Annotated in this window: 14 protein-coding genes; 9 read left to right on the forward strand and 5 right to left on the reverse strand. The window is 64.5% G+C overall.

Features of this window, described 5'->3' with window-relative positions; genetic code table 11:
* Positions 1–47: 47 nt before the first annotated feature.
* Positions 48–1853 (forward strand): DUF885 domain-containing protein, encoded by a 1806-nt coding sequence (locus KFK14_RS14375; protein WP_212608113.1) that lies wholly within the window; start codon positions 48–50, stop codon positions 1851–1853.
* Between the two features lie 225 nt (positions 1854–2078).
* Here KFK14_RS14375 and KFK14_RS14380 read toward each other — a convergent pair whose 3' ends face one another.
* Entirely contained in the window at positions 2079–3569 is a 1491-nt protein-coding gene (locus KFK14_RS14380; protein ID WP_070157747.1) for a replicative DNA helicase, read from the reverse strand.
* Positions 3570–3741: 172 nt separating this feature from the next.
* Between KFK14_RS14380 and KFK14_RS14385 the strand changes: the two genes are divergently transcribed.
* The 5 genes from KFK14_RS14385 to KFK14_RS14405 all read left to right on the forward strand — a co-directional run bounded on the left by KFK14_RS14385 (position 3742) and on the right by KFK14_RS14405 (position 7481).
* Positions 3742–4224: a UPF0262 family protein gene (locus KFK14_RS14385; protein WP_070157746.1), complete on the forward strand. Its 483-nt coding sequence runs from the start codon at positions 3742–3744 to the stop codon at positions 4222–4224.
* Positions 4225–4228: 4 nt separating this feature from the next.
* Positions 4229–4921 carry a GH25 family lysozyme gene (locus KFK14_RS14390; RefSeq protein WP_212608114.1) on the forward strand — a complete coding sequence of 231 codons (693 nt, stop codon included), beginning with the start codon at positions 4229–4231 and terminating at the stop codon, positions 4919–4921.
* Positions 4918–5421: a cytidine deaminase gene (locus tag KFK14_RS14395; protein ID WP_212608115.1), complete on the forward strand. Its 504-nt coding sequence runs from the start codon at positions 4918–4920 to the stop codon at positions 5419–5421. Before KFK14_RS14390 ends, KFK14_RS14395 begins: the two co-directional genes overlap by 4 nt.
* A 5-nt stretch (positions 5422–5426) precedes the next feature.
* Entirely contained in the window at positions 5427–5981 is a 555-nt protein-coding gene (dcd, locus tag KFK14_RS14400; protein ID WP_070158122.1) for a dCTP deaminase, read from the forward strand.
* A 201-nt stretch (positions 5982–6182) separates the two neighbouring features.
* On the forward strand, positions 6183–7481 hold the full coding sequence (locus tag KFK14_RS14405) for a M28 family peptidase (RefSeq protein ID WP_212608116.1): 1299 nt from the start codon (positions 6183–6185) through the stop codon (positions 7479–7481).
* 3 nt (positions 7482–7484) lie between these two features.
* Here KFK14_RS14405 and KFK14_RS14410 read toward each other — a convergent pair whose 3' ends face one another.
* The 4 genes from KFK14_RS14410 to plsY form a co-directional block, all read right to left on the reverse strand.
* Positions 7485–8534 carry a spore coat protein U domain-containing protein gene (locus KFK14_RS14410; protein ID WP_212608117.1) on the reverse strand — a complete coding sequence of 350 codons (1050 nt, stop codon included), beginning with the start codon at positions 8532–8534 and terminating at the stop codon, positions 7485–7487.
* Between the two features lie 111 nt (positions 8535–8645).
* Positions 8646–11204 (reverse strand): type I DNA topoisomerase, encoded by a 2559-nt coding sequence (gene topA / locus KFK14_RS14415; protein ID WP_212608118.1) that lies wholly within the window; start codon positions 11202–11204, stop codon positions 8646–8648.
* 169 nt (positions 11205–11373) lie between these two features.
* Positions 11374–12456 carry a DNA-processing protein DprA gene (dprA, locus tag KFK14_RS14420; protein WP_212608119.1) on the reverse strand — a complete coding sequence of 361 codons (1083 nt, stop codon included), beginning with the start codon at positions 12454–12456 and terminating at the stop codon, positions 11374–11376.
* 2 nt (positions 12457–12458) lie between these two features.
* Positions 12459–13067 carry a glycerol-3-phosphate 1-O-acyltransferase PlsY gene (gene plsY, locus KFK14_RS14425; protein ID WP_070155431.1) on the reverse strand — a complete coding sequence of 203 codons (609 nt, stop codon included), beginning with the start codon at positions 13065–13067 and terminating at the stop codon, positions 12459–12461.
* Positions 13068–13339: 272 nt separating this feature from the next.
* Between plsY and murI the strand changes: the two genes are divergently transcribed.
* From murI to KFK14_RS14440, 3 genes are all read left to right on the forward strand, one after another.
* On the forward strand, positions 13340–14143 hold the full coding sequence (gene murI, locus KFK14_RS14430) for a glutamate racemase (protein ID WP_212608120.1): 804 nt from the start codon (positions 13340–13342) through the stop codon (positions 14141–14143).
* Positions 14144–14310: 167 nt separating this feature from the next.
* Entirely contained in the window at positions 14311–15531 is a 1221-nt protein-coding gene (gene hemA / locus KFK14_RS14435) for a 5-aminolevulinate synthase (protein ID WP_212608121.1), read from the forward strand.
* A 101-nt stretch (positions 15532–15632) separates the two neighbouring features.
* On the forward strand, positions 15633–16037 hold the full coding sequence (locus KFK14_RS14440; RefSeq protein WP_212608122.1) for a hypothetical protein: 405 nt from the start codon (positions 15633–15635) through the stop codon (positions 16035–16037).
* The last annotated feature ends 20 nt before the right edge of the window (positions 16038–16057 follow it).

The raw sequence follows: 16057 nt of genomic DNA on the forward strand, positions 1-16057 counted from the left end.
ATTCCGCCTAGACCCTCTTTTCGGGGGTAACAGGAGGAATGCGACGCATGGATCGCCGACACTTTATCGCCGCCGCCGGAGCCACCGTCCTTGCCGCAGGCGCGCGGGGCGTGCTGGCGCAGACCGGCAATGCTGACCAGCAACTCAATGCCGCCTTCGACACGATCTTTCAGCGGACATTGGACAACTCGCCCCAATTGGTGACCAGCCTCGGTCTCGCCAAGGGCGATCGCGCCACGGCGAAGGCGAAGCTGGACGATAATAGCGACACCGGCATCAAACGCCGCCTCGCGCTGGCGAAGCAGGGTCTGGCGGAGGTAAACGCCTTCAAGGGCAAGCCTCTCTCGCCCGCCGCCGCGCTCAACCGCGAGATTGTCGCCTACACGCTGGAGCAGCAGACCGTCGCGCCGGAACGCTTCGGCCTCGCCTCGGTCATCCGGCCCTACCGGATCTTCCAGCAGGGCGGCGCCTATTTCTCGACCCCCGATTTCCTCAACACCGCTCACACGATCGCGGCGAAGGACGATTGCGACGCCTATCTCGCCCGGCTCGACGCCTTCGCCGCATCGCTCGACACCGATACCGCCGTGCAGAAGGCGGAGGCGGCGCGCGGCTATCTCGCGCCCGGCTGGTCGCTGGACCTGACCCTGGCGCAGATGGAGAAGCTGCGCGGTCAGCCCGCCGCGTCGAGCAGCATCGTTCAGTCCCTCGCGAAACGCGCGGCCGCCAAAAACATCCCCGGCGACTGGCAGGCCCAGGCCGCCAAAATCGTCGAGGCCGCCGTCTATCCCGCCCTCGACCGCCAGATTGCGCTCCTCAGGGAACTGCGGCCGAAAACCGCGGCAGGCGATGGCGTCTGGCGCGTGCCGCAGGGGGACGCGATCTACGCTGCCGCGCTCAATCAGGCGACGACCACCGACCTGACGCCGGATCAGGTGCACCAGATGGGCTTGGATCAAGTCGCTGAAATCAGCGGCGCCCTTGATGCCATATTAAAGGCGCAGGGCATGACCCAGGGCGAAGTCGGCGCCCGCCTCGCCGCTCTCAACGTCTCACCGGAACAGCTTTATCCGAATACCGCCGAGGGCAGGACTACCCTGATCGACGGCCTGAACAGCAGCAACGCCGCCATGCAGGCGAAACTGGCGCAGGTCTTTGCGACCGTGCCCAACGTGCCGCTGGAAATCCGCGCCGTCCCCGTGGAGATTCAGGATGGCGCATCCAACGGCTATTATAACCGCGCCGCGCTCGACGGCTCCCGCCCGGCCATCTACTTCATCAACCTGAAGGATGTCGGCGACTGGCCGAAATATTCCCTGCCCTCGCTCACCTATCATGAGGGCGTTCCGGGCCATCATCTCCAGAATTCGATCGCGCAGCTTTCGACCGATATCCCGATGATCCGCAAGGTCGGCTTCATGAGCGCCTATGGCGAAGGCTGGGCGCTCTATGCCGAGCAGCTTGCCGACGAGCTTGGCGGCTACGCCACCCCGCTGGAGCGGGCGGGCTATCTCCAATCCTTCCTGTTCCGCGCCGCGCGGCTGGTTGTCGATACCGGCATCCATACGAAGAAATGGACCCGCGAACAGGCGACCGACTATCTGGTCCAGAAAACCGGCTTCGCCCGTCCCCGTTCGCAGCGCGAAGTCGAGCGCTACTGCACCCAGGGCGGGCAGGCGTGCAGCTACAAGGTCGGCCACGGCACATGGGTCGCTGCGCGGAAGAAGGCGCAGGATGCTCTAGGGAAACGCTTCGATATCAAGCAATTCCACGAGATTCTTAAGCAAGGCCCGATGCCGCTGTCGATATTGGAGCGGCAAGTCGACGGGTGGATCAAGAGCGTCGCGACATAGGCGGATATTCGCCGCCTACTTCCACAGTGCTCCTGCGAAAGCAGGAGCCCAGATCTGCCGCCTGAACTGGACTCCTGCTTTCGCAGGAACACTTGATCGCCTCGGCTACATCGACTCCGTTCGCCCCGAGCTTGTCGAAGGGCTGTCCTTTCCTTCGAAGTGCAGGACAAGGCTTCGACAGGCTCAGCCCGAACGGGAATGGGGATCGCCTGTCACCAGCACAGGTTAATCGTCGTAACTGGACCCCGCATAGGCGTCCTCGGCCAGATCGCTGAACCGCGTGATCTTGGCGTCGAATTTCATGCGCACCTTGCCGGTCGCGCCGTGGCGCTGCTTGGCGATGATCAATTCGGCCAGGCCATAGATGCGCTCCATCTCCTCCGCCCACTGCTTATGTTCCTCGCTCTCCGTATCGCGCGGCTGGCGGGCGGACACATAATAATCCTCGCGGAACACGAACCACACCATGTCGGCGTCTTGCTCGATCGATCCCGATTCGCGCAGGTCCGATAGCTGCGGCCGCTTGTCCTCGCGCTGTTCGACCGCGCGGCTGAGCTGGGACAGCGCCAGCACCGGCACGTTCAGCTCCTTGGCCAGCGTTTTCAATCCGCGCGAGATTTCGGAGATTTCCTGCACACGGTTGTCGCCCGATTTGGACGTGCCCTGAAGAAGCTGGAGATAGTCGACGACGATGAAGCCAATGTCGTGCCGCCGCTTCAAACGCCGCGCCCGCGTGCGCAGCGCCGCGATCGTCAGGCCCGGCGTATCGTCGATGTAGAGCGGCAATTCCTGCAATTCGCGAGCCGCACGCGACAGATTCTGGAAATCCTGCCGGCTGATCTTGCCCATGCGCAGCGCCTCGCCGCTGATCCCCGACTGTTCGGCGAGAACGCGGGTGGCGAGCTGATCCGCCGACATTTCCAGGCTGAAAAAGGCCGTGCGCGCGCCCATATTCTTGGCCGGCTCGATCCCGTCCGCATCGTCCCGCAGCCAGCGCGAGGCGGCGTTATAGGCGATGTTCGTCGCCAGCGACGTCTTGCCCATGCCCGGACGTCCCGCCAGGATCATGAGGTCCGAATTGTGCAGGCCGCCGATCTTCTCGTTGAGGCTGGTCAGGCCCGTGGTGATGCCCGACAAATGGCCGCCGCTGTTCAGCGCGCGCTCCGCCACCTGCACCGCCATGGTGCTCGCCTGCAGGAAGTTCTTGACCGATCCAGTCTCGCCGTCGCCTTCCGACACCTTGTAGAGCGCGACTTCCGCCGCCTCTATCTGCCCGCGCGGGTCGACATCCTCGCTGGTGTCCAGCGCCTGTTCAACCAGATCGCGGCCAACCTCCACCAATTGCCGCAGCAGGGCGAGGTCATAGATCTGCGCCGCAAAGTCCCGCGCGCCGATCAGCGCCGCGCCATTGCCAGTCAGTTGCGCCAGATAGGCCGGCCCGCCCAGTTCCTTGAGCGCCGGATCGCTCTCCACCAGCGGCTTCAACGTCACCGGATTGGCGATCATGTTCCGCTCAAGCAGTTTCATGATCGCTTCATAGACGCGCCCGTGCAGCGGCTCGTAGAAATGCTCGGCGCGCAGCTTCATCTGCACGTCCTCGGCGATTCGATTGTCGATCATCAGCGCGCCCAGAAGCGCCGCCTCCGCCTCGACATTGCGGGGAAGTTCAGGGCGCGCGGGGTCCGTCGCCTGTAATACTCTCATCGGTTCGACCATGGCCTTATCATCCTCCTCTTGGGCCAAGGGAGCAAGACCAAAGGCGCGACGGCCCTGTGGATCGGCATGGGAACAGGCTGTGGAGAAGCTGTGCAAAACTTGCCCGCCGCGCCGCGCCGCCGCGCAGCCCCTTGCAATTCCTGCCTTCCCGCCGCAGTGACTGTCCCCTCTTATGGCCGATCCGCGCATCATAGATATTGAGCTGGACCAGCGAACGATCATCTGGCGCAATGCCGATGTCGAGCAGGAACGGCGGATCGCGATCTTCGACCTGCTCGAAGAAAATCATTTCGCGCCCCAGCGCGAACAGCCGGACGGCTATGCCGGGCCATACAAGGTCCGCCTGCGCGTGGAGGAAGGCCGCCTGGCGATAGAGATCGACCGGGAGGACGGCACGCCGCTGGAGGCGATCATTCTCGGCCTCGCCCGGTTCCGCAGGCCGATCAAGGATTATTTCGCGATCTGCGACAGCTATTATCAGGCGATCCGCAACGCGACCGCCCAGCAGATCGAAACCGTGGACATGGCCCGGCGCGCGATTCACAACGAAGCCGCCGAAATCCTGAAGGAGCGGCTGGAGGGCAAGGTCACGGTCGATTTCGATACCGCCCGCCGCCTGTTCACGCTCATCTGCGTCCTGCACATCAAGGGCTGAGGCAATGGCGCGGACAACCTATCGCGGCACGCTGTTCCGTGCCGGGCTTGCTCTCATTCTCCTCGCCATGCTCGCCTCCGCCGCCTGGGTCTATGCCGGACGGTGGGAGCCGTCCCGCGGGGACTATCCCGTGCAGGGCGTGTCCGTCGACTCGACGTCGGGCGCGATCGACTGGGGCACGCTGCACGCCAGCCATGCCGATTTCGCCTATATCCGCGCGTCCGCCGGGGCGGCCTACCGGGACCCCGCCTTTGCCGCCAACTGGGCCGGCGCGCGGAAGGTCGGCCTGCGCTACGGCGCCATGCACGACTTTTCCTTGTGTGCCCCCGCCGCCGATCAGGCGACGATGTTCGTGACCACCGTGCCGCGCGACAATGCGGCGCTCCCGCCCGTGGTGCGATTGGCGTTCAATCCAGATTGCGGCAAGCGCCCGAGCCGGGATTCCGTGCTTGCCAGCCTCAACACCTTCCTCAACCTGATAGAGGCGCATAGCGGCAAGACGGCGGTGGTGCGCATGTCGAAGGATTTCAATGACCTGTACGATGTCGGCGGCGGCATTTACCGCACCCTGTGGCTGGACCGCAATTTCCTGAAGCCCGACTATGCCGGGCGCGCCTGGGTGATGTGGACGGCCTCGAACATGCGCCGCCTTGACGGGGTCGATGCGCCGGTGGAATGGGATGTCGTGGCGCCATGACAGACTCCCCCACCCCTGCTTCCGTCCAGTCCCTCGTCGCGGCCGCCCGCGCCGCCATGCATCACGCCCACGCGCCCTACAGCCGGTTCGCGGTCGGCGCCGCCGTGCGCCTGATCGACGGCACGATCATCCAGGGCAGCAATTTCGAGAATGCCAGCTACGGCCTGTCGCTCTGCGCCGAAACCGTCGCCATCGCCGCCGCCAATGCGCAGGGGCGGCTGACGGATATTGAGGCGATCGCCGTTGCGGGCGGTGCGATCGACGATGCGGGACGCATTGGGGGCGCGGCCGTCGTCACCCCCTGTGGCCGCTGCCGCCAGATCATGAACGAGGCCGAACAGATGGCCGGGCGCACCCTCGCTATCCTCTGTGCCGCTGCGGAGGGCGATGCCGTGCAGACGCACAGCGTCGCCGCCCTCCTGCCCGCCGCCTTCGGACCCGCCAATCTGGGCATAACCCCCGGCCTTGCCCGCGCCGCAATTGAATCAAGGGACGCCTGACGCTCATGGCCATACTTTCCGACAAGTGGATCCGCACCCAGGCCCTCGAAACCGGCATGATCGAGCCGTTCGTGGAGGCGCAGAAGCGCGACGGCTGCATCAGCTACGGCCTCTCCTCCTACGGCTATGATGCGCGCGTGTCGGACGAGTTCAAGATTTTCACCAATGTTAACAGCAGTATAGTCGATCCCAAGGACTTCGATGGCAACAGCCTGGTCGACCGCAAGACCGACTGCTGCATCATCCCCCCCAACAGCTTCGCGCTGGCCCGCACGGTCGAATATTTCCGCATTCCGCGCGACGTGCTGGTCATCTGCCTTGGCAAGTCCACCTATGCCCGTTGCGGCATTATCGTGAACGTCACGCCGCTGGAGCCAGGCTGGGAGGGGCATGTGACGCTGGAATTTTCCAACACCACGCCGCTGCCCGCGAAAATCTACGCCAATGAAGGGGCCTGCCAGTTCCTGTTCCTGCAGGGCAATGAGCCGTGCGAGACCAGCTATGCCGACCGCGCGGGCAAATATATGGGCCAGCGCGGCGTTACCCTGCCCCGGCTCTAAACTTCGCGCTGTCTCGCCTCTAGACTTTGCCCTGCTCCGACTGAGGCGTGCTCCTGCGAAAGCAGGAGCCCAGTTCAGAGGGCAGGACTGGGCTCCTGCTTTCGCAGGAGCACGCTAAATCTCCCACATATCAAGACAAACTCTGGGCGGCGGCATTGGTGTCCGGTTGAACCACGCCTGCGCAGGGGGCATGATGGCGTCATGAAACGCCTCCTCCCCCTGCTGCTGATCGCGGCCGCTCCAGCGCCCGCCAATAATCCGCAACCCAGCCCGGACCGGCTGAAAGCCACGGTCGAAAAGCTGGTCAGCTTCGGCACCCGCCATACCCTGTCCTCCACCACCGACAAGAAACGCGGGATCGGCGCCGCACGCCGCTGGGCCACCGCCGAGTTCGAAAGGATCGGCAAGGGCTGCGGCGGCTGTCTGACGGTCGAGAACATCGCCGGTCCCTTCTCCGGTCCGCGCGCTCCACAGGGGGTCGAGGTGGTGGACGTCCTCGCCATTCAGCGCGGCGCGGGCGATCCCAATCAGGTGGTCATCGTCGCCGGCCATATCGACAGCCGCGTCTCCGACGTCATGGATGTTACCAGCGACGCCCCTGGCGCGAACGACAATGCATCAGGCAGCGCCCTTGTCATGGAGGCCGCCCGCATCCTTGCCGGACGAAAGTTTGAGGCGACGATCGTCTACGCCCTGCTCTCCGGCGAGGAACAGGGGCTGTGGGGCGGACAGTTGCTCGCCCGCACCGCCAAGGAGCGCGGCTGGCAGGTGCGCGCCATGCTGAACAACGACATCGTCGGCAATACGGTCGGCCAGGACGGAACCCGCGTGGCTGACCGGGTCCGTGTCTTTTCCGAAGGCGCGCGCGCCTCCGAAGATCCCAAGGCGACCCTCGTCCGCCGCGCGATCGGCGGGGAGGATGACGGCCCGTCCCGCGCCCTGGCGAAGAAGGTCGACGCCATCGCCAAGGCGGAACCCTCCATCGGCCTTGACGTCTTCGCCATCCGCCGCCCGGACCGTTTCGGCCGCGGCGGCGACCATTCGCCTTTCCTCGACCTCGGCTTCCCGGCGGTCCGCTTCACCGTCGGCATCGAGAATTACGACCGCCAGCACCAAAATCTGCGGACCGAAAATGGCCGCGTCTATGGCGACACGGTTGACGGCATGGATTTCCCCTATCTGGCGAAGGTGACGGCGCTCAATATCGCTGCGCTCACCACCCTCGCCTCCGCCCCCGCCGCGCCCGCTACGGTCAATCTGGACGGCGCGCTATCGATGAATACCAAGGTAAGCTGGGACGCAGTGCCCGGCGCATCGGCTTATCGTGTCTACTGGCGGCGCGCCGATAGCCAGGACTGGGCGGACAGCCGGGTGGTTAAGGATGGAACCGCGACCACGCTCGACGTCATTGTCGACGATACCTTCATCGGCGTCGCGGCGGTCGGTGCTGACGGGTCGGAAAGCCTTGTCACTTTTGGCGGCATGGCCCCGCGCAAATAGGCGCTATTTGACGGCGTAAGGCAGGGAAACCGTGAAGGACGACCCTGCCGCCATGACGCCCTGCGGTTTCAGGCGGACATGAGTCACCGCCGACTGGCTGGTCGCATCTCCCGCCACTGGCACATAGGCCCAACTGCTGCCGCCGTCCGACGAAAACTCCACATTGTCGCTCGTGCTGCTGGGTGATGTGTAGGTGAAAGTCAGGTTGGATGTCGGATTGCCCTGCGTGAACTGGATCGCCGCCCCGCCTGAACTGCCATCGCCATCGAGCGCGATATAGGTGCCCGCCGGCGTCGGTACGACGACCGATACGGTATTGCTGTCCAGCGGCACGATATCGGGATTGGTCAACAGCACGGACGACCGCCGCTTGCTGCCCGGCAACGCCTTCGGATTGGTGGTGCTGTTCAGCGTGTCCCAGGTTGTCGTCGTGCTCATCACCATCGTCATATTCTGCGGCGCGACGGTCAGGTTGACGGTGATCACTGATTGCCCCGTGCCTTGATCCAGCGTGCCCAGCGTACAGACATTGGCCACATAGACGCCCGAACAGAGGCGCCAGCTCCAGTTGATCGTGATGACATCGCTATAGGTGCCCGCCGCCACCAAAGTAGCGCTGGACGGCTTGATGAAGAAGGGCAATGCCGCATTGCTTCCGCCAAGAAGTCCAAGTAAATTCAATAGGTTATTCTGCATATAGTCGACGGTCGCGCCTTGCGTGATCGGCACCGCCGCATTGGAATCGGCCGATGCCGTGTAGCTGATATTCGCGCCGCTGGATGGCTTCAGCAGGAAGTTGTTGGCGCTGGTGAAGGTCGCCCGGATATAGCTGCCGCCGAGCAGCACCAGCACAGCCGTACCGCAGCTAAGCCCCGCCTGATTGCTGATCGCGGGCACCGCCCCCGCCTTGACCGCCGCCGGGGAATAGGGGCCGACATTGTTCGTCACCGTGCCGCTGACCGTGCATGCGAGTGCCGGGGACGCAAAAAGGGCGGCGGCGCTGATCAGCAGCACCGTCAGGCACTTCCAGAAACCCTTAACCGTCAAGACCATCGACGCCCCTAGATATGGGGGTCAGAGATGCCAAATCGCCTTTAATGAAGCGTGAAATGCGCCATGGCCAAGGCCCTGAAGACCTTAGACTTTGGTCGCATTCCGTAGGGCTTACACCTTCGCTTTCCCCGTCGCCTTTGCAGCAGGCGCTTTCTTCGCGGCGGGCTTCTTGGCGGCCGCCTTTTTCGGTGCGGCCTTCTTCTTGCCCTTCTTCGCCGGGGCGGCTGCGGCGCGGGCGTCAATTAGCTGCGCTGCTTCCTCCAGCGTCAACTGGTCCTTGTCCACCGTCTTGGGCAGGGTGGCGTTGGTCGTGCCGTCCGTGACGTAGGCGCCATAACGGCCCTCCATCAGCTTGATCTCGGCTTCCGTGCGCGGATGCGCGCCCAGCACCTTGAGCGGTTCCCGCGATCCGCCCGCGCGCGGACCCTTGTTCGCTGCATCCGCCAGCTTCGCGACGGCGGCGTTCATGCCCGTCTCGAATATCTCGGCGGTCGAGGACAGCCGGGCATATTTGCCGTCATGCTGCAGATACGGCCCAAAACGGCCGATATTGGCGACGATCGGCTTGCCCGTTTCCGGGTGATCGCCCACCGTGCGCGGCAGGCTCAAAAGCTTCACCGCCCAGTCCAGCGTCATCTCGCCATCGGGCAGGTCCTTGGGGATGGAGCCGCGCTTGGCCTCCTTGCCCTCGCCCATCTCGATATAGGGGCCGAAACGGCCGCTCTTGCGGGTGATGTCCTGCCCGGTTTCGGGATGCTGGCCCAGAATCTCCGGCCCGCTGTCCGCCGCGCCATCGCTGCCGGGCTGGCCGAACTTCCGGGTATATTTGCACTCCGGATAGTTGGAGCAGGCGATGAACGCCCCAAACCGCCCGCCGCGCAGGCTCAGTCTGCCCTCGCCGCAATTGGGGCAGAGGCGCGGGTCGCTGCCGTCCGCCTTGGGCGGAAACAGCATGGGGGCGAGGAACTGGTCGATCTCGGCGGTGATGTCGGATGGCTTCTGCGCCATGACTTCTTCGGTCTTGGGCTTGAAATCGCGCCAGAAGGCTTCCAGCACTTTCTGCCACTGCGCCCGGCCGCCGGAAATATCGTCCAGTTCGTCCTCAAGGCCCGCCGTGAAGTCGTAAGAGACATAGCGCTCGAAGAAGCGCTCCAGGAACGCCGTCACCAGCCGCCCGCTCTCCTCGGCGAAGAAGCGGTTCTTCTCCACGCGCACATAGTCGCGGTCTTTCAGCACCTGCAGCGTGGAAGCGTAGGTGGACGGCCGCCCGATCCCCAATTCCTCCAGCCGCTTGACCAGGCTCGCCTCGCTGTAGCGCGGCGGCGGCTGGGTGAAATGCTGTTCGGCGCTGACGGATTTCTTGGCTGGAACATCGCCTTCGGACAGCCGCGGCAGCAGCTTGCCGTCCTCATCCTCGCTGTCGTCCCTGCCTTCTTCATAGAGCGCCAGAAAACCGGGAAAAATAACAACTTGCCCGGTGGCCCGCAGCGCATGCTGACCGGTGCCGTCGACCAGCTCAATCGTCGTGCGCTCCATCCGCGCCGACGCCATCTGGCTGGCCAGGGCGCGCTTGAAAACTAGGTCGTACAGACGCGCATGATCGCCCGATCCCACCTTGTCGCGGGAGAAGTCCGTGGGCCGGATCGCCTCATGCGCTTCCTGCGCATTCTTGGCCTTGGTCTGGTAGATGCGCGGCTTGTCCGGCACATAGGCGCCGTCATAGCGGTTGGAGATCGCCTTGCGCGCGGCGGAAATGGCGCTGCCGTCCATCTGCACGCCGTCGGTCCGCATATAGGTGATCGCGCCGTCCTCATAGAGCTGCTGCGCGATCCGCATGGTGTGGCTGGCGGAAAAGCCCAGCTTGCGCGCGGCCTCCTGCTGCAGCGTCGATGTCGTGAAGGGCGGCGGGGGGTTGCGGGTGACCGGCTTGGTCTCGACCTTCTCGACCGTGAAGCGTCCCGCCTCGACATCGGCCTTGGCGGCGAGCGCGTCGCCTTCCTTGCCGATGGTCAGCCGGTCGATCTTCTCGCCCTTCCAGCGAGTCAGGCGCGCGGTGAAGCCCTGCCCGCCCTGCTCCATTTCGGCCGCGACCGACCAATATTCCTGCGGCGTGAAGCTCTCAATCTCCCGTTCGCGCTCCACGACCAGCCGCAAGGCCACCGACTGCACGCGCCCGGCGGATTTCGCGCCCGGCAGCTTGCGCCACAACACCGGCGAAAGCGTGAACCCTACCAGATAGTCCAGCGCCCGCCGCGCCCGGTAGGCGTCGATCAAATCCTCGTCCAGCGCGCGCGGATGCGCCATCGCGTCCAGCACCGCCGTCTTGGTGATCGCATTGAACGTCACCCGGTCGACCGTCTGGGGCAGCGCCTTCTTGGCGCGCAGCACCTCCTGCACATGCCAGCTTATCGCTTCGCCCTCCCGGTCAGGGTCGGTCGCCAGGATCAGGCGGCTCGCGCCCTTGGCGGCGTCGCTGATCGCCTTGAGCTGCTTGCCCTTGTCGCCATAATTCTCCCAGGACATGGCGAAGCCGTCATCGGGGTTTACCGACCCGTCCTTGGCCGGCAGGTCCCGGATATGGCCATAGGACGCCAGCACATGGAAATCCCCGCCCAGATATTTCTCGATGGTCTTCGCCTTCGCCGGCGACTCTACGATGACTAGCTGCATGATATGCTGAATCGGTCCCTTACGTGTACGCGCGAGTCTGGAAACGGGTTGCGGCCGCCGTCAAGCGCCTAGACCTTGTCCGATTTTGATTGAATCAAAATCGCGGTCTAGCTTTGTATTGTGCCGTGATTTCCGAGCCGTGAAATGTTCCATTTCACTCGAAATCACTCTAGGCAATGACGCTCACCCGCCCCCCGGCGTGCCGCTCCAGCCGCCCCGCCAGCTCAAGCTCCAGCAAGATGGTCTGAACGATAGCCGGAACGATGCCGGACTGGCGGATAACCTCATCGACCGGCACCGGCACGGGGCCAAGCAGGTTCGCGACCGACCGCCGCGACGCCTCGTCGGCATCCGGCGACACCGGCCCGCCTTCGAAGTCCAAGCGCCCCTGCCGCACCATCCGGGGATCGATGGGGCCAATCGCCTCCAGCACATCCGCCGCCGACTGGATCAGCGTGGCGCCTTCACGGATCAACTGGTTGCACCCCTGCGCCCGTGGGTCGAGCGGAGATCCGGGCACGGCCATCACCTCCCGCCCCGCTTCTCCCGCAAGCCTTGCTGTGATCAGCGAGCCGGAGCGCGGCGCGGCTTCGACCACCACCGTCCCGGCGCTGACCCCGGCGATGATCCGGTTACGCCACGGGAAATGCCGCGCATGGGGCTGCGTTCCCGGCCGCATCTCGGCCAGCAACAGGCCGTCATTGGCGATCTTCTCCTGAAGCTCGGCATTTTCCGGCGGAAACACCACGTCGATGCCGCCCGCAATCACCGCCACCGTGCCGCCCGCCAGCGCGCCGATATGCGCCGCCGTATCGATGCCCCGCGCTAGGCCGGACACCACACTCGCCTGCTCGGCCAGTTCCTGCGCCAGCATCCGCGCGAACCGGCATGCCGCCGCCGATGCATTCCGCGCCCCCACCATGCCGATGCATCGGCGCGCCAGCAGGTCGATATTCCCCCGGTAAATCAGTGCCGGCGGCGGATTCTCTATCTCGCCCAGCAAAGTGGGATAGCCGGGATCGCCAAGGAACAGATAGCGCGCGCCCAGCCGCACCGTCTCCGCCACTTCCCGTTCCACATCATCGATGGATGCGATGCGCGGCGCCTTGCCGCCGCCCCGCGCCGCCAGATCCGGCAAAGCCTGTAGCGCCGCGCCCGCCGTGCCGAACCGCGCCAGCAACTGCAGGAAGGTCACCGGGCCGATCTGCGCCGACCGGATCAGGCGCAGCCGGTCGAACTGGTCAGCCTCCACGCTCAGGCGGCCTCGTCCGTTTTCTTCCCGACCTTGGGTTCCGTGCCCGCCATCAGCCGCGCGATATTCGCCCTGTGCCGCCACAACACCAGCAGCGCCATCGCCAGAAATGGCGGCAGAAATTCCAGATGCCCGAAGGCGAAGGCGCCGACCGGCGCGCTCACTGCGGCGGACATGCCGCCGACCGAGGAATAGCGCAGCAGATATAATGCGCCCAGCCACACCCCCGCGAACACCAGTCCGCTCGGCCAGTATAGCGCCGCGACCACGCCCATCATCGTCGCCACGCCCTTGCCGCCCGCAAAGCGCAGCCAGACGGGATAGCAATGGCCGATAAAGGCCATCACGCCCGCCATTGCACCGCCGCCGTCAACAATCTGCGCGCCGATCGCCACCGCCGCTGCGCCCTTGCCCAGATCAAGCAGCAGCGTCAGCGCCGCCAGCCACTTCTTGCCGGTGCGCAGGACATTGGTCGCGCCGATATTGCCGGACCCGATCTTGCGCAGGTCACCACCGCCCGACAAACGCGTGAGCAGCAGGCCGAAGGGTACAGACCCCAACAAATAGCCGATCAGCAGCGCCAGCGCCGGAGCCTGCCAGAGCGATTGCATGAATGTCCCCCGGTTTCGATTGCGGGCGGATCATAGAGGCGAAGTCCGCCGGGGCAACGGGATTCGTGGCGCTATGCCGCCAAACCTTGCCGTCATCCCAACTCGGGCCTGTTACCTCGTCCGTCACCCCTGCGAAGGCAGGGGTCCCGCTGTTCCTTCGATGCCGTCGGAAAAAAGAAGCGGGATCCCGGCCTTCGCCGGGATGACGATGGCGATATTCTACAACCGGAGACTGTTGACTCCCATCCGGCATCACCCGACATCACCTCCCCATGTCAGTCCCCGAAAATGCCCCCCTGCTCTTTTTCGATTCCGGCGTCGGTGGTCTCTCCATCCTCGGCCCCGCCCGCGAAACCCTGCCCAATGCGCCTATCGTCTACGCCGCCGACCGCGCCGGTTTCCCCTATGGCACCAAGAGCGAGGCGGAAATCGCCGCCCGCGTTCCGGCGCTTCTGGGCCGCCTGGTCGAACGCTACCGCCCCCGCCTTGCCGTCATCGCCTGCAACACTGCCTCCACCATTGCCCTGGCGGCCGTGCGATCGGCGCTCGATATCCCGGTCGTCGGCACTGTTCCCGCCATCAAGCCCGCCGCCCTGCAATCGAAAAGCCGCGTCATAGGCGTGCTCGGCACGGACGCCACCGTGCGTCAGCCCTATGTCGACCGGCTCGCCGCCGAACATGGCGCGGATTGCATCATTCTGCGTCATGGCTCCGCCGCACTGGTCGCGCTCGCCGAAGCGAAACTGCGCGGAGAGCCGCTCGATCCGGCCGTGGCGCGGGATGCGCTGGCGGGTCTGTTCGATCAACCCGGCGGCGACCGGATGGACGTGGTGGTGCTTGCCTGCACCCATTTCCCGCTGGTTCAGCCGGAACTGGAGGCCGCCAGTCTCCGGCCGCTGGTCTTCACCCATGGCGGTCCCGGCATTGCCCGGCGCATCGCCTATCTGACCCAGGGACAATCCTGGCCGGCGGCCCGGCAGGAAGGCATCGCCGTTTTCACCCGGCTCGACCCGGATGTGGAGGCGCTGCGCCCGGCGCTTATGGATTACGGCCTCACGCGCATTGAGGGATTATAGGGCGGATCGCCATTCGCCCCCCGGCAAGCCCCCTTTTGGTACATGGACCGAATGTCCGATTGCAGTGATCGGGAATAGCCATAAAGTTGCGAACCGTTATCGCTGGCAAATCCTTGGTTCAGCGTATAAATGCCCCGGATAAGGGGATGAGGAAGCGGGATTAAGGCGTGAATTACAAGCACATCTTCAGCCAGGCGATCGAGCGCCTTCATGGCGAGGGCCGTTACCGGGTCTTTATCGATATCCTGCGCAACAAGGGCGCTTACCCCAACGCACGCTGCTTTCACGGCCATAATGGGCCGAAGCCGATCACTGTATGGTGCTCCAACGATTATCTCGCCATGGGTCAGCATCCCAAGGTCATCGCCGCGATGGAAGAAGCGCTGCACGATGTCGGCGCTGGGTCCGGCGGCACTCGCAATATCGGCGGCAACACCCACTATCATGTTGATCTGGAAAGCGAACTTGCAGACCTGCATGGGAAGGAAGCGGCGCTGCTGTTCACAAGCGGCTATGTCTCGAATGAGGCGACCCTTTCCACGCTGGCAAAGCTGCTGCCGGGCTGCATCATCTTCTCGGACGAACTCAATCACGCCTCGATGATTGCGGGCATTCGCAATTCGGGCTGTGAGAAGCAGGTGTTCCGCCACAATGATGTCGAGCATCTGCGGGAGCTTCTGGCCGCCGCCGATCCCGAAGCGCCGAAGCTGATCGCGTTCGAATCGGTCTATTCGATGGATGGCGACGTCGCGCCGATCTCGGCGCTCTGCGACCTTGCCGACGAGTTCAATGCCCTCACTTATCTGGATGAGGTTCATGCGGTGGGCATGTATGGCCCGCGCGGCGGCGGCATTTCCGACCGGGATGAGGTTGCCGGCCGCCTGACCATCATTGAGGGAACGCTGGGCAAGGCGTTCGGCGTGATGGGCGGCTATATCGCCGCCGACCAGATGATCGTCGATGTGATCCGCAGCTATGCGCCCGGCTTCATTTTCACCACCTCTCTGTCGCCGGTTCTGGTTGCAGGCGCGCTCGCCAGCGTCCGCCATCTCAAGTCATCGAGCGAGGAGCGCCAGGGCCAGCAGGCCGCCGCCGCCCGGCTCAAGGCCATGATGGGTGAGGCCGGCCTGCCTGTCATGCCCTCCACCACCCATATCGTGCCCCTGATGGTCGGCGATCCGGTGAAGGCGAAGCGGATCAGCGATATCCTGCTCGCCGAATATGGCGTCTATGTGCAGCCCATCAATTATCCCACCGTCCCCCGCGGCACGGAACGGCTTCGCTTCACCCCTGGTCCGGCGCATGACGAGAGCATGATGCGGGAACTGGTCAGCGCGCTGGTGGAAATCTGGGACCGGCTTGAACTGCGCGAGGCGAAAGCCGCCTGAAGCGCCGTCCCGGCCGGGTTTCCGGCCGGAAAAAGCGGCTGACGGCCTCTTTTCATCGTTACGTTAGTGCAACCCATCGCTCCTTGGGTCATTGATAGCATGTGAGCGAATCGAAACCTCGGCGCCTGACGGAAAAACTGCCGTTTCTCGGCGCGCTTTGGCTCGCCATCGCAACCGCCTTGCTATGCGCGATTGTGCCGTCCGGCCTGCCGGGCAGCGAATCCCGCGGGTCCGCTTTCAATCCGTCCAATTCGGTCGTTGCCCTGCGCGCAAAATCGACCAAGGCCGTGCCAGCGGTAGAAAAGATTGCGGACAAGGACAGCATAAAGCCCGCACCCCATGGTGGTTGGCGATCCTGGCATGATCTGGCAATCGCGTCGGCAAACGCTGTTCAGACAATCGCCATCGCGACGCTATCGCCCGCATTCACGTCACAAAGCGACCAGATAGCGCCAACCGGCCTTTTCGCAGTCATCCTCCCTCGCGGCCCTCCCGCGGCCGGATGACAGTGGGCGGCCGTCACCGG

The organism is Sphingobium phenoxybenzoativorans (assembly GCF_018286635.1).
GTDB classification, from domain to species: domain Bacteria; phylum Pseudomonadota; class Alphaproteobacteria; order Sphingomonadales; family Sphingomonadaceae; genus Sphingobium; species Sphingobium phenoxybenzoativorans.

Coding starts and splice junctions, on each gene's coding strand:
- KFK14_RS14375 (WP_212608113.1), top strand. CDS start 48: ATGGATCGCCGACACTTTATCGCCGCCGCCGGAGCCACCGTCCTTGCC.
- KFK14_RS14380 (WP_070157747.1), bottom strand. CDS start 3,569: ATGGTCGAACCGATGAGAGTATTACAGGCGACGGACCCCGCGCGCCCT.
- KFK14_RS14385 (WP_070157746.1), top strand. CDS start 3,742: ATGGCCGATCCGCGCATCATAGATATTGAGCTGGACCAGCGAACGATC.
- KFK14_RS14390 (WP_212608114.1), top strand. CDS start 4,229: ATGGCGCGGACAACCTATCGCGGCACGCTGTTCCGTGCCGGGCTTGCT.
- KFK14_RS14395 (WP_212608115.1), top strand. CDS start 4,918: ATGACAGACTCCCCCACCCCTGCTTCCGTCCAGTCCCTCGTCGCGGCC.
- dcd (WP_070158122.1), top strand. CDS start 5,427: ATGGCCATACTTTCCGACAAGTGGATCCGCACCCAGGCCCTCGAAACC.
- KFK14_RS14405 (WP_212608116.1), top strand. CDS start 6,183: ATGAAACGCCTCCTCCCCCTGCTGCTGATCGCGGCCGCTCCAGCGCCC.
- KFK14_RS14410 (WP_212608117.1), bottom strand. CDS start 8,534: ATGGTCTTGACGGTTAAGGGTTTCTGGAAGTGCCTGACGGTGCTGCTG.
- topA (WP_212608118.1), bottom strand. CDS start 11,204: ATGCAGCTAGTCATCGTAGAGTCGCCGGCGAAGGCGAAGACCATCGAG.
- plsY (WP_070155431.1), bottom strand. CDS start 13,067: ATGCAATCGCTCTGGCAGGCTCCGGCGCTGGCGCTGCTGATCGGCTAT.
- murI (WP_212608120.1), top strand. CDS start 13,340: ATGTCAGTCCCCGAAAATGCCCCCCTGCTCTTTTTCGATTCCGGCGTC.